The organism is Streptomyces decoyicus (assembly GCF_019880305.1).
GTDB lineage: Bacteria > Actinomycetota > Actinomycetes > Streptomycetales > Streptomycetaceae > Streptomyces > Streptomyces decoyicus.
Map to the genome: position 1 here is coordinate 6,979,087 of NZ_CP082301.1, position 23,775 is coordinate 7,002,861.

The window sequence follows — 23,775 nt, forward strand, 5'->3', positions numbered from 1 at the left end:
CGGGCGTATGGGCGCCGGGGGAGCCGCGGGTTCCGGCGGGGCCACGGGAGATACGGGCGACGCCGGCGCAGGTGCCGCCGCCAACGCCAACGCCAACGGCAACGCCAACGGCACGGGCCGGGCCTGGGCCGAACTCCTTCGTGTCTCAGCCCTCTTCAGCGTCCCCGGCGATCTGCTCGCGGGCGCCACCGCCGCCGGCCACCGCCCGAACCACCGCACCGCGCTCGCCACATGCGCCTCCCTGTGCCTCTACGAGGCCGGTATGGCGCTCAACGACTGGGCCGACCGCGATATCGACGCCGTCGAACGCCCCGGCCGCCCGATCCCGTCCGGCCGGATCGCACCGGCCGCCGCCCTCACCGCGGCCGGTGGCCTGACCGTCGCCGGACTCGCCCTCGCCGCGGCGGCGAGCCGCCCCGCCCTGCTCACCGCGACCGCCCTCGCGGCCACGGTCTGGGCCTACGACCTGCACCTCAAGAACACCCCCGTGGGCCCGGCCGCCATGGCCTGCGCCCGCTCCCTGGACCTGCTCCAGGGAGCCGTCGCCACCGCTCCACCGGGCACCACGCGACCGCGGCCACCGCTCGTCGCCGACCGTACCGGCCCCCCGTATCCCTCCGGAGCCGCCCGGTCCGCCCGCGCGGCGCTGCCCTCCGCGCTGCTGCTCGGCGCCCACACCCTCGCCGTCACCACCGTCTCGCGCCGCGAGGCCCAGGGCAGTTCATCAGCCCTGCCGCTGGCCGGGCTGGCGGCGGTCGCCGCGGTGGCGGGTGCGGCGGCGGGCGCGGACAGGGGCGGCCGGATCCGGAGCCGGAGCGAGATGCGGAGTGAGAGCGGGAGCCGTGTCCGTCCTGCCGCGTATCGCCCGGCTGCGCATCGGCCGGCCGCGGGCCGCCCGTCTGCGGGCAGTCCGGCAGCGGACCGCCCTGCCGGGGGCCGCCCGTCTGCGGACCGTCCGGCCGCCCCGGCCCCTTCCCCCGTCACCGCCGCCCTGCTCGCCGGGTACGGAGCCACCGCCGCCCGCCCGCTCCTCCACGCGGTCCTCAATCCCTCGCCGTACTTCCTCCAGCGCGCCGTCGGCGGCGGTATCCGCGCCATGATCCCGCTCCAGGCGGCGCTCACCGCCCGCGCCGGCGCACCCCGTACCGCGGCCGCCCTGCTCGCGCTGATCCCCGCCGCCCGGCGCCTGTCCCGAAAGGTCAGCCCGACATGACCTCGACGACGACCACCCCGTTGCGGCTGGCCTACGGCACCAACGGTCTCACCGACCTCCGCCTCAACGATGCCCTCGCCCTCCTCGCCGACCTCGGCTACGACGGGGTGTCCCTGACCCTGGACCATATGCACCTCGACCCGCTCGCCCCTGGGCTGGCGGCCCGCACCGCCGATGTCGCCCGCCGGCTCGGCGAGTTGGGGCTCTCCGTGGCCGTCGAGACGGGCGCGCGGTACGTCCTGGACCCTTACCGCAAACACCACCCCACGCTTCTCGACCCGGACCCGGAGGCCCGTGCGGCCCGTACCGGTCTGCTGTGCACCGCCGTCCGTGTCGCCGCCGACCTGGGGGCGCGGGCCGTCCACTGTTTCAGCGGCGTCCGCCCGGACGTCACCTCCGAGGACACCGCCTGGCATCGCCTCGCCGGCTCCCTCGGTCCGGTCCTCGAAGCCGCCGCCGACGCCCGGCTGCCGCTCGTCCTGGAGCCCGAGCCCGGCCACCTCGTCTCCGATCTCGCGAACTTCCACTACCTCCGTGCCGTACTCGGCGGGCCGCAGGCGTCGCTGCTCGGTCTCACCCTGGACATCGGCCACTGCCAGTGCCTGGAGCCCGATCCGCCCGCCACCTGTGTACGGGCCGCGGCGCCATGGCTGCGGCATGTGCAGATCGAGGACATGCGGCGGGGCGTCCACGAACATCTGCCGTTCGGTGCCGGGGAGATCGACTTCCCACCGGTCCTGGACGCCCTGAAGGACGTCGGCTACCAGGGCCTGGTCAGCGTCGAACTGCCCCGCCATTCCCACGTCGGCCCCCAACTCGCCGCATCCTCCCTGGACTTCCTCCGAACCGCGCAACACCAACTCACTGCAGGGCAGCCCACCGCCCCACAGCGCGCCGCCGTACGGAGCTCCGCCGAACAGCACACCGCGCCACAAGGCCCCGCCGAGCAGCACAACGCGCCTCAACTCCCTGCCGAACAGCACAACTCGCCTCAACTCCCTGCCGAACAGCACCGAGCGACCCCGCCGAAGCACCCCACCGGCCCCGCCGCCCCCCGGGGAGCCACCCCGTGCTGACCCCCGAACAGCGCCTCGACCACCTCCACACCTCTCTGCGCGCCCGCCTCGACGCCCCCGCCCGCACCTGGCTCAGCACAGCGCTCACCGAGGCAGCGCAGGGCGCCGAACCCACCCCGGCAGCTGGTGTACCACCCGCCTGGGAGATGCGGTTCGCCTCGGCCGGGCGGTGCTGCACCCGGCGTGAGCCGCCGCACGAGCCGGACCCGGAAGCCGCCGAGGCGGCTCGTGTGCTCATGCTGTGCACGGCCCGCGCCGACGCCCCGACCGTCACCCGGGTCGCTGCGCACGGCACGGCCGCCGAACGCCGTGCCGTGCTGCTGGCCCTGCCGTACCTGGAGCTCGGCCCGGCCGCCACGCCGCTCGTCGAGGATGCGCTGCGGACGAACGACACCTGGCTGGTAGCGGCCGCCGTCGGGCCGTACGCCGCCCGCTACCTCGACGCCCACGCCTGGCGGCACGCCGTCTTGAAGTGCCTTTTCACGGGCGTCCCCCTGTCAGCCGTGGCCGGGCTCGCCCCACGCGCGCGGGGCGATGCCGAACTAGCCCGGATGCTCCGCGACTACGCCCGCGAGCGCACCGCCGCCGGCCGTGCCCTCCCCGACGATCTCCGCCGCGCCCTGGCCCTCACCGAACCCACCCCAGCTCCCCGCACCCCCGTCGGACGATCCCCCGCTCACCACAACCCCACCGAGCCCCAGGCCCCTACACAGCCTTAGCCCTTCCACAGAGCCCTATCCCTTCCACAGAGCCGTAGCCCTCCCACAGAGCCTTAGCCCCCCGAGGGCCCTCACCCCATGCCCCCTCCCCCACCCACCCCCTCACCCCCAAGCCCCCTCCCCCCACCAAGAAGCCCTGGCCCCCCACCCCCGCGAGGAGTCCCGATGCGCATCTTCGACCCGCACATCCACATGACCTCCCGCACCACCGACGACTACGAGGCGATGTACGCCGCCGGCGTCCGGGCCGTCGTCGAGCCCTCCTTCTGGCTGGGGCAGCCCCGCACCTCGCCCGCCGCCTTCTTCGACTACTTCGACTCCCTCCTCGGCTGGGAACCCTTCCGCGCCGCCCAGTACGGCATCGCTCACCACTGCACGCTGGCCCTCAACCCCAAGGAAGCCAACGACCCCCGCTGCACCCCCGTCCTCGACGCCCTGCCCCGCTACCTCGTCAAGGATGCGGTCGTCGCCGTCGGTGAGATCGGCTACGACTCCATGACCCCCGCCGAGGACACCGCCCTCGCCGCCCAGCTCCAGCTCGCGGCCGACCACGGCCTGCCGGCACTCGTCCACACCCCCCATCGCGACAAGGCCGCCGGGCTCCGCCGCACCCTGGACGTGCTGCGCGAATCCGCCCTCGCCCCCGAGCGCGTCGTCCTCGACCACCTCAATGAGACAACCGTAGGCGCGGCCACTGAGAGTGGCTGCTGGCTGGGCTTTTCCCTCTACCCCGACACCAAGATGACCCCCGACCGCATGGTGCGGATCCTGCGGCTGCACGGCACCGAACGGGTCCTGGTCAACTCCGCGGCGGACTGGGGCCGCAGCGACCCGCTCAAGACCCGAGAGGCCGGCGACGCGATGCTCGCGGCCGGCTTCAGCGAGGACGAGGTCGACCAGGTGCTGTGGCGCAACCCCGCCGCCTTCTACGGACAGAGCGGCCGGCTGAACCTGAACAGCCCCCGGCCGCCCGGGGCGCTGCACGAGGGCAACTCCCTCCTCCGCGGCGGGGAATGAGGAGGTCCGGCCACCATGCGCTTCCGCCACCCCGACGGGTCCACCGTCCATCTCGCCTACTGCACCAATGTCCACCCCGCCGAGACCCTCGACGGCGTCCTCGCCCAGCTGCGCGACCACTGCGCCCCGGTCCGCAAGCGCCTGGGCCGGGACCGCCTGGGCATCGGACTCTGGCTCGCCAGGGACGCCGCCCGTGCCCTCACCGCCGACCCCGCCGCACTGCGCCGCCTCCGCCGGGAGCTCGACACCCTCGGCCTGGAGGTCGTCACGCTCAACGGCTTCCCCTACGAAGGGTTCGGCGACCAGCGGGTCAAGTACCGCGTGTACCGGCCCGATTGGACGGAACCCGCCCGACTCGACCACACCACCGACCTGGCGCGGCTGCTGACCGCCCTGCTCCCCGACGACGCGGCCGAGGGCACCATCTCCACCCTCCCGCTCGCCTGGCGCACCGACTTCGACCCGGCCCGCGGGGCCGCCGACCGCCGCGGCACCGTCCTGGAGGCGCTGCGCACCCTCGCCGGCCGGCTGGACGCCCTCGAAGAACTCACCGGCCGCTCGGTCCGCATCGGCCTGGAGCCGGAGCCCGGCTGCCTCATCGAGACCACCGCCGATGCCATCGGCCCCGTCACCGCCCTGCGCCGGGACCCCTCAGCAGCGGGACGCCACCCCCGTATCGGCCTCTGCCTCGACACCTGCCACCTCGCCACCTCCTTCGAGGACCCCCACGAAGCGCTCGCCGCGCTGCACCGCGCCGCCGTGCCGATCGTCAAGTCCCAGCTCTCCGCCGCCCTGCACGCCGAACACCCCGGGCACACCGCCGTACGCACTGCCCTCAGCGCCTTCGCCGAGCCCCGCTTCCTCCACCAGACCCGCACCCGCGGCCCCCAGGGCGCGCTTTTGGCCACCGACGACCTCGACGAGGCACTCGCCGAGGACACCGGGCTGCCCACGAACCACCCCTGGCGCGCCCATTTCCATGTGCCGCTGCACGCCCCGCCCCAGCCGCCGCTCACCTCCACCATGGTGGTCCTCCAGGACGCCCTCGCGCTCCTGGTCGGCGGACCGGCCCCGCGCACCCACCACCTGGAGGTGGAGACCTACACGTGGCAGGCCCTGCCCCCCGAGCTGCGGCCGCGCACCCGCGGCCGGCTCATCGACGGCATCGCCGCCGAACTCGCCCTGGCCCGCGACCTGCTGACCGATCTCGGCCTCAAGGAGCTGCCGTGACAGGACCGACGCACCCCACCCCGGACCCCGCCCCCGGCCGGCGCCTGCTGGTCCTCGACGTCGTCGGCCTCACCCCGCGCCTGCTGACTCATATGCCGCGGCTCTCCGCGCTCGCCGAAGCCGGGGCGTACCGCCCGCTCGGCACGGTGCTGCCCGCCGTCACCTGCACCGTCCAGTCGACCTTTCTGACGGGGACGACACCCGCAGGCCACGGCATCGTGGGCAACGGCTGGTACTTCCGCGACCTCGGCGAGGTCCACCTCTGGCGGCAGCACAACGCGCTGGTCGGCGGGGACAAGATCTGGGACGCCGCGCGCCGTGCGCGCCCCGGTTACACCGTCGCCAATGTCTGCTGGTGGTACGCGATGGGCGCGGACACCGACTGGACCGTGACGCCCCGCCCCATCTACTACGCCGACGGCCGCAAGGAACCCGACTGCTACACCCGGCCGCCCGACCTGCACGACGAACTCACCGAACTGCTCGGCCCGTTCCCCCTCTTCACCTACTGGGGGCCGACCGCCTCGCTCGCCTCCTCCCAGTGGATCACCGAGGCCACCCGCCACCTGCACCGCACCCGCCGGCCCGATCTCACCCTCTGCTACCTCCCGCACCTCGACTACGACCTCCAGCGCTACGGCCCCGACGACCCCCGCTCGCACGCCGCCGCCACCGCACTCGACACCGTCCTCGCCCCGCTGCTGGACGATGCCCGCGCCGCCGGCACCACCGTCGTCGCGCTGTCCGAGTACGGCATCACCCGGGTGCGCCGCCCCGTCGACATCAACCGCGCGCTGCGCCGGGCCGGACTGCTGGAGGTGCACACCCAGGACGGGATGGAGTATCTCGACCCGGCCGCCTCCCGTGCGTTCGCGGTCGCCGACCACCAGATCGCGCACGTCTACGTCCGGCGCCCCGCGGACCTCACCGCGACCCGCGAGGCGCTCTCCGGCCTCCCCGGGCTCGGGCAACTCCTCGACGACGAGGGCAAGAAGGAATGCGGCCTCGACCATCCGCGGGCCGGTGACCTCGTCGCGCTGGCCGAGCCCGACGCCTGGTTCACGTACTACTACTGGCTCGACGACGCCCGCGCGCCCGACTTCGCCCGGCTCGTCGAGATCCACCGCAAACCCGGCTACGACCCGGCCGAACTCTTCATGGACCCGCGCGACCCGTACGTGCGCCTCCGCGCCGCGGCCGCGCTCGCCCGCAAGAAGACCGGGATGCGCTACCGGATGGCGGTCGTCCCGCTCGACCCCGAGCCGGTCCGCGGCAGCCACGGACTGCTGCCCGCCGGCCCCGCCGACGGCCCCGTCCTCATCTGCTCACAGCCGGACGTCCTGCCCGCGGCTCCCGCCGCCACCGACGTGAAGCCGCTGTTGCTGCGCCTCGCCGGCCTCACCTGAGCCGCTCCGGACCCCCAAGTCCCGCCACCCCCCAGACCTTCCCGAGGAGCCCACCATGACGTACGACCCCGAGCGCACCCGCGACCTCGCCCGGAAGCTCGCCCGCCGCAGATTCCTCGGCGTCGCCGCCGGCACCACCGCCGCGGCCCTGCTCGGCGCGCGGACCGCCGCCGCCGAGCCTGCGGCCGCCCCCGCGGCACACGGCCGGCGCCGGCTGCTGCCACCCGGCAGGCTCGGCATCCAGCTCTACACCCTGCGCGACCAGACCGGATCGCTGGGCTTCGCCCGGGTCTTCGAGGAACTCGCCCGCTACCACTACGACGAGGTCGAGTTCGCCGGCTACACCCAGGGCAGCGCGGGCGCCATCAGCCTCGCCCAGCTCAAGCGCCTGATGCGGGACAACGGCCTGCGCGGCGTCGGCAGCCACGTCGGCTACTCCTCCACCGACCCCAAGGCGTACACCTTCGCCACCCAGCTGACCCAGGTCCTCGACGACGCCGAGGCGCTCGGCCTGCCGCACATCGGCACCCCCTCCAGCCCGGACCGCTACGGCAACACGGTCGACGCCTGGAAGCGCGCCGCCGAGGAATTCAACACCTACGGTGCCGCCGCGAAGGCCCGTGGGATGCGCTTCTACCACCACAACCACGCCGAAGAATTCTCCTTCGCCACCGACAACCCGCGCGTGCGCCTCTATGACGTGCTGCTCGCCGAGACCGACCCCGAACTGGTCTTCCTGGAGATGGACATCTACTGGGCGTATGTCGCGCAGTACCGCTTCTCACGACGGCCCGACGGCACCCCCGCCCCCTTCGAACCGCTCGACTACGTGCTGAAGGCCCCGCACCGCTATCCGCTCTTCCACGTCAAGGACGGGGAGCACGACACCGCCGCCCAGGACGGCTACCACATGACCGATGTCGGCGACGGCGATATCGACTACGGGCGATTTCTGGCCACCGTGTACCGCCGCAACGGCCACGGCCACCGCGACCACCACTGGATCGTCGAGCGCGATGACGCCGTCGATCCGGCCGCCAACCCGGCCGGTTCGCTGTCCACCGCCGCCCGCTCCGCCCGCCACCTCCGTCACCTGCGGGGGTAGCCGGACGTACCACCGCGCGGAGAGCCGTGCGCAGCGCGCCGATGCCGACGGGGCGGCACGTGGGACCGGCACCCCCGCGCGGACGCCCCGCGGACCGCTCCGGCCGGTCGGGCTTCCGCGCTCCGGCCGGTCGGCTTTCCCCCTCCGGCCGGATCGGGGCCCCTCCGGTCCGATCCGCGAGACCGGCCCTGCGCCCCGGCACCGGCCGGGTAATGTGCTCCCGATCAAGAATGAAGCAGCACCAGCACCAGCACCAGCACGACACCGCACCAGGCACCGACCGATCACGAATGGCGAGACGCACATGAGCGAGGGGACAGCACCGGCGGCCGGCGAAGCGGCCGCCATCGCCGACCAGGCGGCCCGTGAACGGCTGAGCTATCTGCGCGGCAGCATCGACAATCTGGACGCCGCCCTGGTGCATCTGCTCGCCGAGCGCTTCAAGTGCACCCAGCAGGTCGGCGAGCTCAAGGCCCGGCACAGCCTGCCGCCCGCCGACCCGGCCCGTGAGGCCGCGCAGATCGAGCGGCTGCGCCGGCTGGCCGAGGACGCCAAGCTGGATCCGGCCTTCGCCGAGAAGTTCCTCAACTTCATCATCGGGGAGGTCGTCCGCCACCACCGGGCGATCGCCGACCGTACGCAGGAGACCGGGGAGCCCGCCGCCGGCTGAACCCGTACGCACGACGGACGAGGGTGGGCGGGCGCCATCGCGGCGCCGCCCACCCTCGTCGTGCAGCAGGCAGGGGGAAGTCCGTGACAGCCAGGCCGCGTTGGCGCCGCCTACCGGGAGCGCCGACGGTCCGCGGCAGGCCCGCCCCGCTACGGCGGGCCACGCGGTCGCCTCACCCGGGTGGCCCCGTCGCCCGCACCGAGTGACACTCGCCATACCTGACGCCGGACCGTCCCGCAGTGCCCCCATGCCCCACTACCGTCCAGTAACACGGTTCCTCCGGGAGCCGCCCGAGCGCCACCACCCTGCCCCTCCGGCCGTGCACCGAGAGCGGAGACAAACGATGGCCCCCAGCACCGAATCCAGCTCGAATCCGTCGTGGAACGCGCGCACCACACCCGCACCGACGCTCCTCCTCAAACCCGGAACGTCCTGGCAGGACGCCTGGCAGCGCAGCCTGGCCGCGGCCCCCGAAGCCTTCCGCGACGACCAGGCCCTCAACCTCTGGGCCGCTGCCTGGCACCCGGACGGCGACCCGCTGCCCGCCACCAGCCCCGTCGACGGCACCCCCATCGCCGGCCCGCCCCGCCTCGACGCGGACGCCGCGCTGCACGCCGTACGGGCCTCCCTCGACCAGCACCGGGCCTGGCGCCATGTCCCGTTGACCGAACGCAAGGCCCGGATCAACGCCACCCTCGACGCGCTGACCGAGCACCGCGAACTGCTCGCACTGCTGCTCGTCTGGGAGATCGGCAAGCCCTGGAAGCTCGCGCAGGCCGATGTCGACCGAGCCATCGACGGCGTCCGCTGGTACGTCGCCGAGATCGACCGGATGCTCGCCGACCGCACGCCGCTGCCCGGCCCGGTCAGCAACATCGCCAGCTGGAACTACCCGATGTCGGTGCTGATCCACGCGATGCTCGTCCAGGCGCTGGCCGGCAACGCGGTGATCGCGAAGACCCCCACCGACGGCGGGCTGGTCTGTCTCACCCTCGCCTGCGCCCTCGCCGCCCGTGAGGGGGTCCCGGCCACCCTCGTCAGCGGCAGCGGCAAAGAGCTCTCGCCGTCCCTCGTGCGCTCGCCGGAGATCGGCTGTGTCTCCTTCGTCGGCGGCCGGGACACCGGCGCCCGCGTCGCCACCGCCGTCGCCGACCTCGGCAAACGCCACATCCTCGAACAAGAGGGCCTCAACACCTGGGGCATCTGGAACTTCAGCGACTGGCAGTCCCTGACCCCGCTGGTGCGCAAGACCTTCGACTACGCCAAGCAGCGCTGCACCGCCTACCCCCGCTTCGTCGTGCAGCGCGAGGCCTTCGCCGACTTCCTCGCCGCGTACCTCCCGGCCGTCCGCAGCGTCCGGTTCGGCCACCCCCTGGCCGTCGCCGACCCCGCCGAGCCGCTCCCCGAACTCGACTTCGGCCCGCTGATCAACGCCGCCAAGGCCAAGGAACTCGCCGACCTCACCACCGAGGCGATCTCCCGCGGCGCCGTCCCGCTGCACCGCGGCAGCCTCGCCGAAGGCCGCTTCCTGCCGTCCCAGGACACCTCGGCGTACCTCCCGCCCACCACCCTCCTGGCCCCGCCCTCCTCTTCCCCGCTCCACCACGCCGAGCCGTTCGGCCCCGTCGACACCCTCGTCCTCGTCGACACCGAGGCCGAACTCCTCGCCGCCATGAACGCCAGCAACGGCGCCCTGGTCGCCAGCCTCTCCTGCGACGACAAGGAGAGCTACGACCGTCTCGTCCCGCAGATCCGCGCGTTCAAGGTCGGCCACGGCAAGCCCCGCTCCCGCGGTGACCGCGACGAGCTCTTCGGCGGCTTCGGCAACTCCTGGAGCGGCGCGTTCGTCGGCGGCGAACTCCTCGTCCGCGCGGTGACCGAGGGCCCGCCGTCCGAACGTCTGCCGGGCAACTTCCCCGACTATCACCTGATGCCGTAACCAGGGCGCAGCACCGGCGGCCCTAGCCGATCCCCTGCCGGTCGGGGTGCGAGGCGAACCGCCGGTCCGCCGCGGCCGGCACCGTACGCTCCACCGCCTGCAACAGGAGCGTGCGATGCCGCCGCAGCGGCCCCTGCCGCCGCTCCGGCGCGAGCAGCAGCAGATCGTCGATCCCGGCCAGGATCCGCCGGCTCACCTGCGGGCTGTGCACCGCGGCCGCCCGGACCTCGGTCAGCCCCAGGTCCACCAGATCCGTCCAGCCCGGAACGTTCTGCACCAGCCGCACCACACCCCGCCGATCGCGGTGGTGCACCGTCCCGAGCGGCCGCCGCACCACCGCCGCCAGAATCTGCACGATCCGGTCCAGGCACTGCACGGCCGTGGTCGGATCGTTCACCGCCGGCGACAAGGCCCGCAGCGCGATGTCCGACAGCTGGCGCAGCCCGAGCCCGAGATCCTGGTGAAAGGTGCGCTCCACGCCCACCGACACGGTGTACCGCAGCGCCCACCGCGGCGGCGGTGCCCCGCCGTGCACCGCGAGCACCGGCGTTCCCGGCAGCACGAAGTCCCCGATCCGCGGAATCAGCCGCAGGACCACTCCCTGCCGCCGCGCCACCCGCACCAGCCGTGCCACATGCACATCCAGGAGGACCCCGGCCCGCCCCGCGTGCGCAATGCGCGCCACCTCGGGCGGCAGGGAGGCCCCGTCCTCCCCGACCTCCCCACCGGTGCCCTGCCGCGCCAGCATCCGCAGCGTCTCCCGGGTGATCCGGAAGACCACCGGCCCCACCTGCATCAGCCGCAAGGTGGCAGACACATACGCGATGAAGAGGATCAGGCTGAGTGCCACCAACACCATCGTCAGCAGGCTCTGCACCACCGGCACCGACGTGACCTGCCGGGCATCGGTCTCGCTCTCGTACGAGGTGAGCACCAGCAGGGAGAACAGGAAGGTCGCCAGAAACACCGTGAGCGTGATCTTGCTGATCCGGCTCCGGATGAAGATCCGCACCACTCGCGGCGTGAGCTGGCCACTCGCCATCTGCACCGCGACCAGCGAGATGCTGAAGACCACACCGATGAAGGTCATCATCGCCGAGCTGACCGTCGTCACGATCGTCTTGGTGTCGTCGGCGATCGAGACCAGTTCCCTGACCGCCGCGTACGCGTGCGCCCGCTGGAGCGCCGCGATGATCTCGGAGTCGAGCGTCGCGGCCGCCCACCACAGCAGCAACGCGCATGCCAGCCCCGCCGTCGGCGCGAACCAGAAGGTGTCCCGCAGATGCTCCCGCAGTGGCGAAAGCGCCCGTGGCCTGCGCGGACCACCGATATGCGCGACATGTCCCTCATTGCCCATAAATCGAGGTTATGTGGGCGACGGATACGCAGGTGAAAGGCACTCCGAAACCTTGGTATTGTTGTCCATGTCGCCGCGGGGAACGCCCCGCGAAGATCACACCTAGTCCGGGTGGCGGAATGGCAGACGCGCTAGCTTGAGGTGCTAGTGCCCTTTATCGGGCGTGGGGGTTCAAGTCCCCCCTCGGACACCAGCGAAAACCCCTGTTGATCAGGGGTTTTTTGCGTTCCCGGGCAGTGGCGTAAAAAAATGCCCGAAATGACTGTCTCATCCAGTTTCTTCGGGAGTATCCTGAGATCAGGCCTACGGGGCGAGCGAGGGAGTTCGACTGGACCGGCCTCGGGGAAGGGAGCTCTGGCTCTCGCCGAGGACAAGAAGAAAAGTCGGGCTGAGAGGCCGAAAGGTCACAGGACCGGACGGCGACCCCTAGCACCTGATTCGGACAATGCCGGCGAAGGGAGCCCACCTCGTAGGCCGTGGATGTGTGAGTGGCCCCGCCCGCGGGCGGGGCTTTCGCATGGACGCAGCGGGCGCCCCTACCGGGTGCCCCTGATCATGTCCGCACACTTCTCCCCGATCATCATCGTGGTGATGCAGGGATTCACGGCCGGCAGGAACGGCATCACCGAACCGTCGGCCACCCGCAGACCGGTCACGCCCTTGACCCGCAGCTGGGGGTCGAGCGGCGTCGCCCGGTCGTCGGGGGCGCCCATCTGCACGGTGCAGGCGGGGTGGTAGACCGTGTTGTGCGTGGTGCGGATGTACTCGAACAGCTCGGCGTCGGACCGGGTGGACGGGCCGGGGGCGAGTTCGGTGCCGGCCCAGTCGGCCATGGGCGTCTGGGAGATGATCTCGCGGGCCAGGCGCAGGCCGTGGGTCATGACGCGGATGTCGTGCTCATGGGTGAAGTAGCGCGGGTCGACCTCGGGCTTGTCGCGGAAGTCGCGGGTGCGCAGCCGCACCGTGCCCAGTGAGCGGGCCCGGGTGACGTTCGGGGTGAGGCAGAAGGCGTTCTCCGAGGTGGGGTAGCCGCGGCGGTAGGTGTTCATGTCGAAGGGCACGGAACCGTAGTGGAACATCAGGTCCGGGCGGTCGAGGCCGGGTTCGGTGTCGGCGAAGATGCCGATCTCCCACCATTGGGTGGACGAGCTGACCATGGGCTGCTTGGCGTCCCACATGATCACGCCCTCCGGATGGTCCTGGAGGTAGGAGCCGACGCCGGGGGAGTCGATGACCGGGTCGATACCGGTGGCACGCAGATGGCCGGCCGGGCCGACGCCGGAGAGCATGAGGAGTTTCGGGGAATCGATGGCGCCGCAGGAGACGATGGTCTCGCGGCGGGCGTTGACGGTGCGGCTGTGGATCAGGTCGGGCGCGAGATGGTCCACACCGGTGCAGCGCCGGGAGGAGTCGAAGTTCAGGTGCTTGACCTGGACCCCCGTGCGCACGTCGAGGTTCTTGCGGGTGCCCATGACGGGGTGGAGGTAGGACACCGAGGCGGAGGAACGGGTGCCGTCCGGGCGGCAGTTGATCTGGAACCAGTTCGCGCCCCGGACGACGGTCCGGCCGGTGTTGAACGGCGTGGTCGGGATGCCGGCTGCCGCGCAGGCCTCCAGGAGGGCCACACCGCACGGGTCGTTCGGCGGGATGGTGCGCAGGGTCACCGGGCCGTTGCGGCCGTGGTGGTCGCCGGGGGCGTCGTTGGTCTCCAGCCGCTGGAAGAGCGGGAAGCAGTCGGCCGCACCCCAGCCCGTACAGCCCATCGCGGCCCATTCGTCCAGGTCCTCGGCGGGGGTCCAGAAGGCGATACAGGAGTTGTGCGAGGAGCAGCCGCCGAGCACCTTGGCGCGGGCGTGCCGCATGAAGCTGTTGCCGTTCTCCTGCGGTTCGACCGGGTAGTCCCAGTCGTAGCCGGACTCCAGCAGCCCCATCCAGCGGTCCAGGCGCAGCACGTTCTCGTCACCGACGTCGGAGGGGCCGGCCTCCAGGAGGCAGACGGTGACGGCGGGGTCCTCGCTGAGCCGGGCGGCCACGACGGCGCCGGCCGTGCCGCCGCCGACCACGACGTAGTCGAACTCGTCCACAGGGGCCTCTCGGGACATGGCGGCGTCTCCAGATCAGGGGGTGGGGGTGCTGCTGTCGCCCGGGCTGCCGATGTCGGGGGTGACGGCGGCGTGGGTGGCCAGCACGCCCGTGCGCTTGCGCTGGACGAACCAGTAGTAGGCGAAGCCACCGATCGCCACGACACCGATGAACAAGAAGGCGCCCCAGCGCAGATACCAGTGCTGGGGGCCGGTCGCGTTGTACACCGCGGCACGCGGCCAGGCGAGGTTGAGGGACATCCCGAAGCCCCAGAGCACGGCGAGGACGTTCACCGGGACGCCGAACCTGCCCAGCGAGAACTTTCCCTTGGCCGGCGTCCAGTTGCCGCGCAGCCGTTGGACCAGCATCGGCAGGGTGACCGCGAGATACGCCAGATAGATCATGATGATCGCGATGCTGGTGATCACCGAGAAGATCTGCGGCTGGTTCACGTTGATGAGGAGGATGGCGATCGCCACCAGGCCGATGACGACGGCCGGCAGCACCGGTGTCTGGAAGCGCGGGCTGACCTTGGCGAGCAGGGAGGCGGCCGGGAGGTTGTTGTCCCGGGCCATCGCGAACGCCAGCCGGATGCCGGCGGTGTGCACGGCCAGCTCGCACACGGTGATCGCAATGACCACACACCAGAGCACGATCTGCCCGATGGTCGAGCCGAGCGTGGAGAGCACCACGAATTGCAGGCCGTCCACGGACAGTTCCTTGGAGTGCAGATCGGGCACGGAGAGCAGGGCGAAGAGGAGGATCAGACCGCCGATGAGGAAGGACGCGATCAGTGCCCGCAGGATGGCGCGGGGCGCGTTGCGGCCGGGGTCCTTGGACTCCTCACCGAGCGAAGAGGCGGTGTCGAAGCCGTACATGACATACGCCGAGGCCAGTGACGCGGTCAGGAACGCGCCGAAGTAGCCGAGGCTCTCGCCGCTGCCCAGACCGAAGGTGTTGACCACCACGCCGGGGCCGCGGGTGACGTGCGCGGCGAGCAGAATGACCAGAACGATGGCGGCGATCAGCTCGATCGCCACGCCCGCGGAGTTGATCCGCGCCATCAGCTTGACGCCGAAGGCGTTGACCAGGGTGGTGAAGGCGATCAGGATCGTGCCGAGCACCACGGCGTTCTCGGCCGCGGACTGGCCGGTCCCGTCGCCGATGAACTGGAACCACGACGAGATCTGCGGCAGCGTCACCTGGTACGCCAGCGCCACCGCGGACAGCGAGACCATGGTGGCGGTCAGCATCATCCAGCCGCCGAGCCAGCCGATGTGCGGGCCGCCGAGCTGCTTGGCCCAGTTGTAGATCGACCCGGCCACGGGGTAGCGGGCGGCCAGCTCGCAGAAGCACAGCGCCACCATCAACTGGCCGACGAAGACCATCGGCCAGGACCACCAGTAGGCCGGCCCGCCGTGGGCGATACCGAAGTAGAACAGCTGGAAGGTGCCGGTGAGGATCGAGATGTAGCTGATGCCGGCGGCGAAGGTGTGGAAGTTGCCCAACGTGCGCTTCAGCTCCGGCTTGTAGCCGAGCTCGGCGAGCGAATCGTCGTCGTGCGAACCGTCGGCCCGGGTGCCGGGGCGCGCGGACTCGGAGTCGGTCACTCGAACCACCTCTGCGGACGCGGCGCGGTATTGCGCCAGATGTGCTTGGCCTCCTGGTACTCGGCCAGTCCCGCCGGCCCCAGCTCGCGCCCGATGCCCGATTGCTTCATGCCGCCCCACTCCGCCTGCGGCACGTACGGATGGAAGTCATTGATCCACACCGTTCCCGCGCGCAGCCGGGCGGCGACCCGGTGGGCACGTTCGCTGTCCTGCGTCCACACCGCCCCGGCCAGCCCGTACACGGTGTCGTTGGCGAGCGAGACCGCCTCCTCCTCGCTACGGAAACGCTCGACGGTCAGCACCGGCCCGAAGCTCTCGTCGCGGACGACGGACATGTCCGGGGTGCACTCGTCCAGCACGGTCGGCAGGTAGTAGAAGCCGTTCGCCAGCGACGGATCGTCGGGCCGCGCGCCACCGCAGAGCAGTACGGCACCCTCGTCCAGCCCGGCCGCCACATACGCCTCGATCTTCGCGCGGTGCGCGGCCGAGATCAGCGGGCCGGACCGGGCGTGTTCGTCGAACGGCCCGCCGAGCCGGATCCGCTGGGCGCGGGTGACCAGCTCGTCGACGAACGCATCGTGCAGTTCCTCCTGGACGAGCAGCCGGGCGCCCGCCGAGCAGACCTGCCCGGAGTGCAGGAAGACCGCCATCAGGGCGTAGTCGACGGCGGTGTCGAAATCGGCGTCCGCGAAGACGATGTTGGGGTTCTTGCCGCCCAGTTCCAGCGCGATCTTCTTCACCGTGGGCGCCGCCGCGGCCATGATGCGGCGGCCGGTGAGCAGACCGCCGGTGAACGACACCATGTCCACCCGTGGGTCCTCGGTCAGCGGCGCGCCCACGGTCTGGCCGGTGCCCAGCACCAGATTGGCGGCGCCGTCCGGCAGCCCGGCCTCGGCCAGCAGCCGCATGAGGTGGATGGCGGTGTGCGGGGTGAGCTCACTGGGCTTCAGGATGAAGGTGTTGCCCGTGACCAGGGCGGGGGCGACCTTCCAGGCGGTCTGCAACAGCGGGTAGTTCCACGGGGTGATCAGCGTGCAGACGCCGACCGGCTCGTGCCGCACCTGGCTGTCGATCTCCGCCGCGCCCGCGTCCACCACCCGGTCCGTGCCGCCGGCCGCGCCGAGATTGCCGAAGTAGCGGAAGCAGTTGGCGATGTCGTCCATGTCGTATGCGCTCTCGACCAGCCGCTTGCCGGTGTCCAGCGACTCGGCCCTGGCCAGCGCGTCCTTGTCGCGCTCCAGCAGCTCGGCGACGCGCAGGACCAGCCGGCCGCGCTCGGCCGCCGGCGTCTGCGGCCACGGCCCGTCGTCGAAGGCCGCACGAGCGGCCCCGATCGCCGCCGCCACGTCCTTCGGTCCGCCCTCGTCAACGGTCGCGACCAGCGTGCCGTCCGCCGGGCAGCGGATCTCCCGTACCTGCCCGTCGGCCGCTGCGGTCCACTGACCTCCGATGAACAGCTCCGGCATGGTGGTGCCTCCGGTCTCCGGGCTCGTACGGGGCGACTGCGGCAGGCGCGGCGCCCCGGCCGACGGCGTCAGGCCGACGGGCGGCCCGCCGTGCGGACCTCGGTGCGGGTCACTGCCCTGAGACTAAGACGGGCGGTGCGGCTCCGCACGGTACGAGGGGCCGGGGGAGAGGGGATCGGCGCCGGGTGGGGCCGACGGAGTGAGGCGGGCGGGCGGACGGGAGAATAGGGGGATGAGCAGTGAGAGGGGCCGAGGGCACGGACGCGGACGGGAGCCGGGGCAGGGCCCGGAGCCGGCGCCGGCCCTCGGACCGCACCCCGTCCCCGATGCCGCGGCGTACCTCTCCGGCCGCTGGAGCATCGAGCGCACGGTGCACGACCTGCGGTCCGCCGCCGAGGGCAGCTTCCGCGGCACCGCCGAGTTCCGGCCCGACGCGGCGGGGGAGGCCCTGCTGCACATCGAGGAGGGGCAACTGACATGGGGCGGAACGGCGAATCCGGCGAGCCGCACCCTGCTGCTGCGGCCCCGGCCGGACGGCACCGCCGAGATCGACTTCGCCGACGGCCGGCCCTTCCACGACCTCGACCTCAGGACCGGCAGCTGGACCGCCGTCCACCCCTGTGCCGCGGACCGGTACGAGGGGACCTTCACCGCCGTCGGCGCGGACACCTGGCATCTGGAGTGGCGGGTCGGCGGGCCGGCGAAGGATCAGCTGCTGCGCTCGGTGTACCGGCGTCTGGGGTGAGCGCGGCGTGGCCGGGCGCGGACGCGCGCCCGGCAGCCGGACGCACGGACGGCGCCCCCGGGGCAGAGGTCCCCGGGGGCGCCGTCCTCCGTGCGGAGCGCGAGGGCTCAGGCGGCGGGCAGCTTCCCCCGGCCGAACAGCTTGCGCTCGTCGTGCAGGGCGAACGGCGTGGTCCTGAGGTCGACGAGCTGAATACCGAAGATCTTCAGTTGCAGCATCAGCTCGGTCTCCAGGTCGTAGCCCGCGCTCAGCGCCCACGCCGGGGCACCGCCGCCACTGGCCGCCGCGGCCCGTCCGGTGAGGTGGACGGACAGCTCGCCCCCGACGCCCGCGGTGTCGTAGAGGAACACCTGGGCACGCGCCCCGATACGGGCCGTCGCGGTGGCCGCACCCTCGACCCGGGGAGCGGCTCCCTTGGTCTGCTGGTCCGCCTCGTGCAGCGGCTGCCACCCGTTCCCGCGGTCGTACTTCGCGCCGACGGCGAACGAACCGGAGGTGCGCTGGTCGGCGTCGAGCACGATGCGGCCGCCGGCGGTGAAGCGGTAGGTGAAGGTGACCTCGGTGCTGACCACGACGGGGACCGGGCCCACCCAGAAGACGTGCCGTCCGGTGACCGCCGCGATCGGCACCGCGACCTGCCCGGTGTCCGCGGTCCCGCGCACCTTGCCGTGCACCTGCCAGCCATAGGCGTAGGAGCCGCCCAGGCCGACCGCCGCGCGCTGCGGCAGCAGGTTGAGTCCGCCGCGCTTCTCGTACTGGAAGATCAGCTCGGGCCGGAACATCACGTCGCCGGACAGCCGGGCGGGGGACTTGCCGGTCGCCTCCACGCCCTTGGGCAGCGGCACATTGAGGCCCAGCCGCAGGGTGGTGAGCGCCTTGCGCGCGTCGGGCGACAGCGCGCTGCCGGAGGAGGTGGGGGCGGGGCGGGTACCGGAGGGAACGAGTTGGGTGCGGGCCCCGGAGGAGTCGGATGCCGAGGGACTCGGGGAGCCGGTGGCGTCAGGGCTGCCCGACGGAGTGACCGGGTCGCCGGACGGAGTGGCCGTGCCGCCGCCGGCCGAACCGGTGCCGGCAGCGGGCTTCTGCACGGTGACGCCCGAGGAGAGCGCCTTGACCGAGATCTCGCCGGGCCGCAACGCCGTGCGCTGGTCCACCTTCTGATCGCCGAGCAGCTCCGAGAGCGTGGCGGGGGCGGTGGTCACCCGGACCTTGCCGTCGCGCGAGCCGGTGACCTTGCCGACCTTGAACAGCGCACCCGAAGGGGCGTGCCGGTTGGGCGCGGCGGCGATCACATCCCCGGTCCGTACGGTCTTGCCGGCGGACGGCTTGAGTTCCGCCTGCTTGCGGTGCGCGTCGTACGACGAGAGCTGCACGGAGGCCGAATTGCCGGAACGGGTCGGCGCGTCGGACGGCCTGGCGACCGCGGCAGCGCCCTCAGGTCCGGAGGCCCGGGCATCGTCCGGCACGGCACCGGGGGCCGTCGGTCCGGTGGCCGGTATGCCGGCCGAGGACGTGCGCGGTGTGTCGGGACCCGAGAGCAGCGCATGGGTGCCGAGGGCGGCGGGGACGAGTACGCCGACCGCGGCGGCGGGCACCGCGATACGACGCCAGGAAACAGCCATGGGATTCCTTGATGGTGCGGGGGGTGATGGGGAGGAACAGCGGGGGCCGGGCGCCGAACGCCGGACGGATCAGGACGGCCGGGGAAAAGTCGTCCAAGATCGAACATCTGTAGGGGTTCGGGCGGCTTCCTCGTAGCATGGCGACGAATGATCGATTTCGCCATGGGGAAAGACACCGAGTCGGGAGGGGACGGGTGGAGACTTCCACAACGGTGCCGGAGTCCGTCGCCGCGCTGCACGCCGCAATCGACGCCCTCACCGACGAGGTCATCGGCGGCCTGCGGGCCCAACTCCCCTCCTACGCCGCGGTATCGGTGGACCAGCTCCGTCCACGGGTGCTGGCGTCCCTGCGCAACGGCCTGTCACTGGTGCAGCGGTGGTCCGAGGAGCGGCGGACACCACAGGGCTCCGGGCGCGATGGCGACCGGACGTACGCCATCCCGGAGACCCATCTCGACGAGGTGACGGCCCTGGCCCGCTCACTGCCCGTCGAGGACATCATCTCCGCCTACCGGATCGGAACGGACATCGTCTGGCGGCGGTTCGGCGAGGAGATGGCGGCCCGCCGCGGCACCGCCGAGGACCTGCTGCCGATCGCCGAGACGCTCCGCGCCTGGGTCGACGCCAACACCCTGCGCATCGTCCGCAGCTGCCGGGTCGGCTTCGAGGAAGACGCGATGACGGACCGTCGGCGTGCCGCGCAGGTCCGCGCCCTGCTGCTCGGCGAGGTGCGGTGGGGCACGTCGCCTTCCGGAGGCGGCGCGTGGGGCACCGGGTCTGCCGACGACCGCCCGTCCGGCGGATACCCCGAGGACGGGGAGGCTGCGGCGGACGGCTGGTGCGACCGCGGCGCGCTCCGCCTCCCCTTCCGCGCGCGCCTGCCCGGAGTCGCGCCGCCCGGCGGCCCGGTCCGCACCCCCGAGCCCGGCCCCGCCCCGTATGCCACCGGCCACCCCGGCCCCGGCGACGGCGCCTTCGACCGGATCGTCGCCCTGCTGCGCCCCTGGCTCGCCCTGGACGGGACGGGGAAGCCTCTGGTCACGACCGTGGACGGGGATGTAGCGGGGCTGCTGGCCGGGCGTCCGGGCGGGTTGTGCCGCGGCCTGGTCCTGGGACTGGGCGCCCCGGCCCCCGCGTCCGGGCTCGCAGCGGAGTTCACCCGGGCCACTCAGGCGCTCCGGGCCGCCGCCGGTTTCGGACTCGTCGGGGCGTTCACCCGTGACGAGCTGGGGCTGCGGGCCACGGTCGTGGCGCTCCCGGCCGTGGGGGAGGCGCTGGTGGGACTGCGCCTGGCGCCGCTTGCCGAACGGGGCGAGGACGGCGCCCAGTTGGAGGAAGCAGCGGCCGCCTATCTGGAGCAGGGGCTGCGACTGGAGGCCGCCGCGCGCACCCTCTACGTGCACCCCAACACCCTGCGCAACCGGCTCCGGCGGTTCGAGGAGATCACCGGCACCAGCCTGCGTGACCCGGCCGACCTCGCGGAGGTCTGGTGGGCGCTGACACACCGCAGGATCCACGGGCCGGCGAGTTGAGAGGCGCGCTGCCGGTGCCGGTGCCGAGGGGCCCGAGGCCGTAGGCCACCCGCCCCCGCGCCCGCGGCTGCCGGTGGCTCAGGCCTTCACCGCCCGCAGCGCGTACAGCAGCGGAACGATCGGCTCCGACGGCGGAAGGCGCCACCAGCCGTTCTCGGACGGCACCATCGCATCGAACCGCTTCCACGGCAGCAGCTCGGTCTCCCGGACCAGTTGAACGGTCAGCCCCGCGCCGATCACAGCGGAGATGACCTCCCCGAGGCCGTGCCGCCACTCGTAACTCGTCGTGGCACCCTGCACGGGCGGGCCGTCGGTGTATGTGGACGGCGTGTCGCTCCTGAGCGGGCCGCGGCCGCCCAAGTAGTCATGGTGGAGGCGGAGTTCCTGCCGGTCCGGACTCGGCGTCGGGCCGAGGGCATCGAGCAGCGGATGGAACTCGACCAGATAGAACGTCCCGCCGGGCCGCAGCAGCGAGCTGACGATCCCGGCCCAGGTGGCCAGATCCGGCAGGTAGCACAGCGCGCCCTTGCCCGTGTAGATCACATCGAACCGGCGCCCGTCCAGCGCCTCCACGGCCCGGTGGACATCCGACTGCACGAACTCCACATTCCGTCCGGCCTCCGCGGCGAGCCGCCGCGCCGCCGCGACCGCCGCCGCGGAGAAGTCGAGCCCGACCGTGTGCGCGGCGCCCCGCTCGGCGAACGCGGCCGTCTCGGTGCCCAGATGGCATTGCAGATGCAGGACGTCCCGCCCGGTCAGCTCGCCCAGATCCGTCCACTCGAACGGCGCGAACCAGTGCTCGGCGGTCCGGGAACCGTCCAGGCCGTAGAACTCGCTCGCCACATGGACAGGGGTACGGGCGTCCCAGTTCGCCTGGTTGGCGCGCACCATCTCCTCGGTGGTGGGCGACGGTACGGGGACGGTCGACAGCTCACTCTGCTCAGTGGTCATCCCCCTCTTGTACCCGCCGGGCGGGCGAGCGGGCCAGTACGCCCTGGCGCGCCGGGCGCCCCTGCGGCTCCTCGGCCGGCGTCTCCCACACCTCTCCGTCGAGCACATTGCGCATCCCCACCCACACCATGTTCATCAGTCGCAGAGTGATCCGCTCCGGGGGCTCGTCCGGATGGAGTGTCATCCAGTCGGTGAGCGAGTCCGCGGCCCCGACCAGGGTGTACGTCACGAAGTCGGCCTCGTCGTCGGGGCAGGCGGGCCCGGAGCTCTCCGGGCCGCCGGTCCGGACCAGCCCGGAGACCTCCGTCATCACCGCCTGCCGGGTCCGGCGCAGCTCCGCCGCGATCGCCGGACTCAGCTCCGAGGCCTGGCGGTGCAGCACCACCCAGCTGTCGCGGTGTTCGGTGACGAAGGTGAAGAACGCCAGCAGCCCGGCCCGGAGCCGCAGCTCGGGAGGGTGGGCTGGGCCCGCGGCTGCGCGTAATGCGGCCACCAGACGCTCGGCCTCACGTCGCAGACAGGCGAGGAAGAGCCCCTCCTTGGAGTCGAGGTAGAGATAGACCATCGGCTTGGAGATTCCGGCGAGTTCGGCGATCTCGTCGACCGAGGCGGCGTGGTAGCCGCGCTTGGCGAAGACCCGGATCGCGGCGTCGATGATCTGCTGTTCCCGGACCGGCCTGGGCATGCGTCGCCTGCGTGTGTCAGTCATTGGTAGCAGCCTACCGCAACCTTACTGACGAGTAAGTTTACTGGAAAGTCAGACAGTTGGGGGGGAAGGCAGGCTTCGGCGACTCGGATGACGGGTGTAAAGCGGGCCGATGGTGGTAGGCGTCCTCACGCAACGCTCCTTTCCGCAAAGGCTGTTGCTCGGGTGTCTGCCGATGCGGAACCGGATGCGGGACCGGGCCGGGTGCGCTCCTCGGCCGGGCCGGACCGCGCGGGGGGCGTGCCCGGCGTCGGGTGTCGCCGGGGGAAAAGGAACGGGCCGCCGCCTGTGAGTGGCGTGGTGGCGGCCCGTACCCCCCGGTCTCAGTTGCGCCGCCGCGGCGGCGCTCGGACCGGTCACCGCGGCCGCGGGCCCCGCCACCCCGGCCGAGGCCGCCGACGGCGGACGGGCGGTGGCCGCGGGTGAGGTGAAGCATCTGAAGCTGTACGCCGGGAAGCTGGCCGACGGCAGGCGGGGATACGGGCTGGAGAAGGGCAAGGCCTCCGTCCCCGGCCCGCTCGTCGAACTCGTCGAGGGCGACACCCTGCACATCGAGTTCGAGAACACCATGGAGGTCGAGGCGAGCCTGCACGTCCATGGCCTCGACTACGACGTGGCCAGCGACGGAACCAAGATGAGCCACAGCTCCGTCGAGCCCGGCGGCACCCGCACCTACACCTGGCGCACCCATGCGCCGGGCAGACGCAAGGGCGGCAGCTGGCGGCCCGGGAGCGCCGGCTACTGGCACTACCACGATCATGCGGTCGGCACCGAGCACGGCACCTGTGGTATCCGGGCCGGTATGTACGGCCCGGTCGTCGTGCGCCGGGCCGGTGACCCCCTGCCCGACCGGCAGTTCACCATCGTCTTCAACGACATGACGATCAACAACCTGCCGGCCGGGCCCGACTTCCGGGCGACCGTGGGCGAGCGGATCGAGATCATCATGATCACGCACGGGGAGTACTACCACACCTTCCATGTGCACGGTCATCGCTGGGCGGACAACCGCACCGGCCTCCTCGAAGGCCCCGCCGACCCCAGCCGGGTCATCGACACCAAGATCACCGGACCCGCCGACTCCTTCGGCTTCCAGATCGTCGCCGGCGAAGGTGTCGGGGCGGGCGCCTGGATGTATCACTGCCATGTCCAGAGCCACTCCGACATGGGGATGGCCGGACTTCTCCTGATCGCCAAACCTGATGGGACGATTCCCGGTCATGACGGTCATGACGGACGCGCCGGCCACGATCTGGCTGATTGAACACCCTTGATTCGTATGCCTGTTGGGGTGCTTGTACGTGCTGCCGGAGCAACAGTCGCACTTCC

Annotated in this window: 19 protein-coding genes and 1 tRNA gene; 13 read left to right on the forward strand and 7 right to left on the reverse strand. The window is 72.2% G+C overall.

What is annotated here, in order from left to right; genetic code table 11:
- Positions 1-7 precede the first annotated feature (7 nt).
- The 9 genes from K7C20_RS30515 (at position 8) to K7C20_RS30555 (ending at position 10,375) form a co-directional block, all read left to right on the forward strand.
- On the forward strand, positions 8-1,213 hold the full coding sequence (locus K7C20_RS30515; RefSeq protein WP_078953069.1) for an SCO3242 family prenyltransferase: 1,206 nt from the start codon (positions 8-10) through the stop codon (positions 1,211-1,213).
- Positions 1,210-2,289 carry a sugar phosphate isomerase/epimerase family protein gene (locus K7C20_RS30520; protein WP_078953071.1) on the forward strand — a complete coding sequence of 360 codons (1,080 nt, stop codon included), beginning with the start codon at positions 1,210-1,212 and terminating at the stop codon, positions 2,287-2,289. The genes K7C20_RS30515 and K7C20_RS30520 overlap by 4 nt, the downstream gene beginning before the upstream one ends.
- Positions 2,283-3,008, forward strand: coding sequence for an EboA domain-containing protein (locus tag K7C20_RS30525; RefSeq protein ID WP_078953073.1), 726 nt, complete (start codon positions 2,283-2,285; stop codon positions 3,006-3,008). The genes K7C20_RS30520 and K7C20_RS30525 overlap by 7 nt, the downstream gene beginning before the upstream one ends.
- 165 nt (positions 3,009-3,173) lie before the next feature.
- The gene (locus K7C20_RS30530; RefSeq protein WP_030074403.1) at positions 3,174-4,025 is read left to right on the forward strand and encodes a TatD family hydrolase; all 852 of its coding nucleotides are present in this window, start codon (positions 3,174-3,176) and stop codon (positions 4,023-4,025) included.
- A 15-nt stretch (positions 4,026-4,040) separates the two neighbouring features.
- On the forward strand, positions 4,041-5,255 hold the full coding sequence (gene eboE, locus K7C20_RS30535) for a metabolite traffic protein EboE (protein ID WP_030074405.1): 1,215 nt from the start codon (positions 4,041-4,043) through the stop codon (positions 5,253-5,255).
- The gene (locus K7C20_RS30540; RefSeq protein WP_222892689.1) at positions 5,252-6,661 is read left to right on the forward strand and encodes an alkaline phosphatase family protein; all 1,410 of its coding nucleotides are present in this window, start codon (positions 5,252-5,254) and stop codon (positions 6,659-6,661) included. Before eboE ends, K7C20_RS30540 begins: the two co-directional genes overlap by 4 nt.
- 55 nt (positions 6,662-6,716) lie before the next feature.
- Positions 6,717-7,766: a sugar phosphate isomerase/epimerase family protein gene (locus tag K7C20_RS30545; RefSeq protein WP_053210198.1), complete on the forward strand. Its 1,050-nt coding sequence runs from the start codon at positions 6,717-6,719 to the stop codon at positions 7,764-7,766.
- 304 nt (positions 7,767-8,070) lie between these two features.
- Positions 8,071-8,436 carry a chorismate mutase gene (locus K7C20_RS30550; protein WP_048829765.1) on the forward strand — a complete coding sequence of 122 codons (366 nt, stop codon included), beginning with the start codon at positions 8,071-8,073 and terminating at the stop codon, positions 8,434-8,436.
- Between the two features lie 343 nt (positions 8,437-8,779).
- Positions 8,780-10,375 carry an aldehyde dehydrogenase family protein gene (locus K7C20_RS30555; protein ID WP_030084207.1) on the forward strand — a complete coding sequence of 532 codons (1,596 nt, stop codon included), beginning with the start codon at positions 8,780-8,782 and terminating at the stop codon, positions 10,373-10,375.
- 22 nt (positions 10,376-10,397) lie between these two features.
- Here the strand turns inward: K7C20_RS30555 and K7C20_RS30560 are convergent, their stop codons facing one another.
- Positions 10,398-11,732, reverse strand: coding sequence for a DUF2254 domain-containing protein (locus tag K7C20_RS30560; protein WP_030084208.1), 1,335 nt, complete (start codon positions 11,730-11,732; stop codon positions 10,398-10,400).
- A gap of 105 nt (positions 11,733-11,837) precedes the next feature.
- On the opposite strand from K7C20_RS30560, the gene K7C20_RS30565 reads away from it, so the two are divergent.
- Positions 11,838-11,925, forward strand: a tRNA-Leu gene (locus K7C20_RS30565).
- 343 nt (positions 11,926-12,268) lie between these two features.
- Here K7C20_RS30565 and K7C20_RS30570 read toward each other — a convergent pair.
- The 3 genes from K7C20_RS30570 to K7C20_RS30580 are packed head-to-tail and all read right to left on the reverse strand — an operon-like array spanning position 12,269 to position 16,890.
- On the reverse strand, positions 12,269-13,834 hold the full coding sequence (locus K7C20_RS30570) for a GMC family oxidoreductase (RefSeq protein ID WP_030084209.1): 1,566 nt from the start codon (positions 13,832-13,834) through the stop codon (positions 12,269-12,271).
- Positions 13,835-13,849: 15 nt separating this feature from the next.
- Positions 13,850-15,424 (reverse strand): APC family permease, encoded by a 1,575-nt coding sequence (locus K7C20_RS30575; protein WP_030084211.1) that lies wholly within the window; start codon positions 15,422-15,424, stop codon positions 13,850-13,852.
- Positions 15,421-16,890: an aldehyde dehydrogenase family protein gene (locus tag K7C20_RS30580; protein WP_053210199.1), complete on the reverse strand. Its 1,470-nt coding sequence runs from the start codon at positions 16,888-16,890 to the stop codon at positions 15,421-15,423. The genes K7C20_RS30575 and K7C20_RS30580 overlap by 4 nt, the downstream gene beginning before the upstream one ends.
- 232 nt (positions 16,891-17,122) lie before the next feature.
- Here K7C20_RS30580 and K7C20_RS30585 point away from each other — a divergent pair, with 232 nt between their 5' ends.
- On the forward strand, positions 17,123-17,635 hold the full coding sequence (locus tag K7C20_RS30585) for a DUF6314 family protein (protein ID WP_030084217.1): 513 nt from the start codon (positions 17,123-17,125) through the stop codon (positions 17,633-17,635).
- A gap of 107 nt (positions 17,636-17,742) precedes the next feature.
- Here the strand turns inward: K7C20_RS30585 and K7C20_RS39080 are convergent, their stop codons facing one another.
- Positions 17,743-19,257: a hypothetical protein gene (locus K7C20_RS39080; RefSeq protein ID WP_030084219.1), complete on the reverse strand. Its 1,515-nt coding sequence runs from the start codon at positions 19,255-19,257 to the stop codon at positions 17,743-17,745.
- A gap of 194 nt (positions 19,258-19,451) precedes the next feature.
- On the opposite strand from K7C20_RS39080, the gene K7C20_RS30595 reads away from it, so the two are divergent.
- Positions 19,452-20,789 (forward strand): PucR family transcriptional regulator, encoded by a 1,338-nt coding sequence (locus tag K7C20_RS30595; protein ID WP_245171733.1) that lies wholly within the window; start codon positions 19,452-19,454, stop codon positions 20,787-20,789.
- Positions 20,790-20,867: 78 nt separating this feature from the next.
- Here K7C20_RS30595 and K7C20_RS30600 read toward each other — a convergent pair whose 3' ends face one another.
- The gene (locus K7C20_RS30600; RefSeq protein ID WP_030084223.1) at positions 20,868-21,740 is read right to left on the reverse strand and encodes a class I SAM-dependent methyltransferase; all 873 of its coding nucleotides are present in this window, start codon (positions 21,738-21,740) and stop codon (positions 20,868-20,870) included.
- Positions 21,730-22,449 (reverse strand): TetR/AcrR family transcriptional regulator, encoded by a 720-nt coding sequence (locus K7C20_RS30605; RefSeq protein ID WP_245171734.1) that lies wholly within the window; start codon positions 22,447-22,449, stop codon positions 21,730-21,732. Before K7C20_RS30605 ends, K7C20_RS30600 begins: the two co-directional genes overlap by 11 nt.
- A 289-nt stretch (positions 22,450-22,738) precedes the next feature.
- Here K7C20_RS30605 and K7C20_RS30610 point away from each other — a divergent pair, with 289 nt between their 5' ends.
- Positions 22,739-23,710: a multicopper oxidase domain-containing protein gene (locus tag K7C20_RS30610; RefSeq protein WP_053210201.1), complete on the forward strand. Its 972-nt coding sequence runs from the start codon at positions 22,739-22,741 to the stop codon at positions 23,708-23,710.
- The last annotated feature ends 65 nt before the right edge of the window (positions 23,711-23,775 follow it).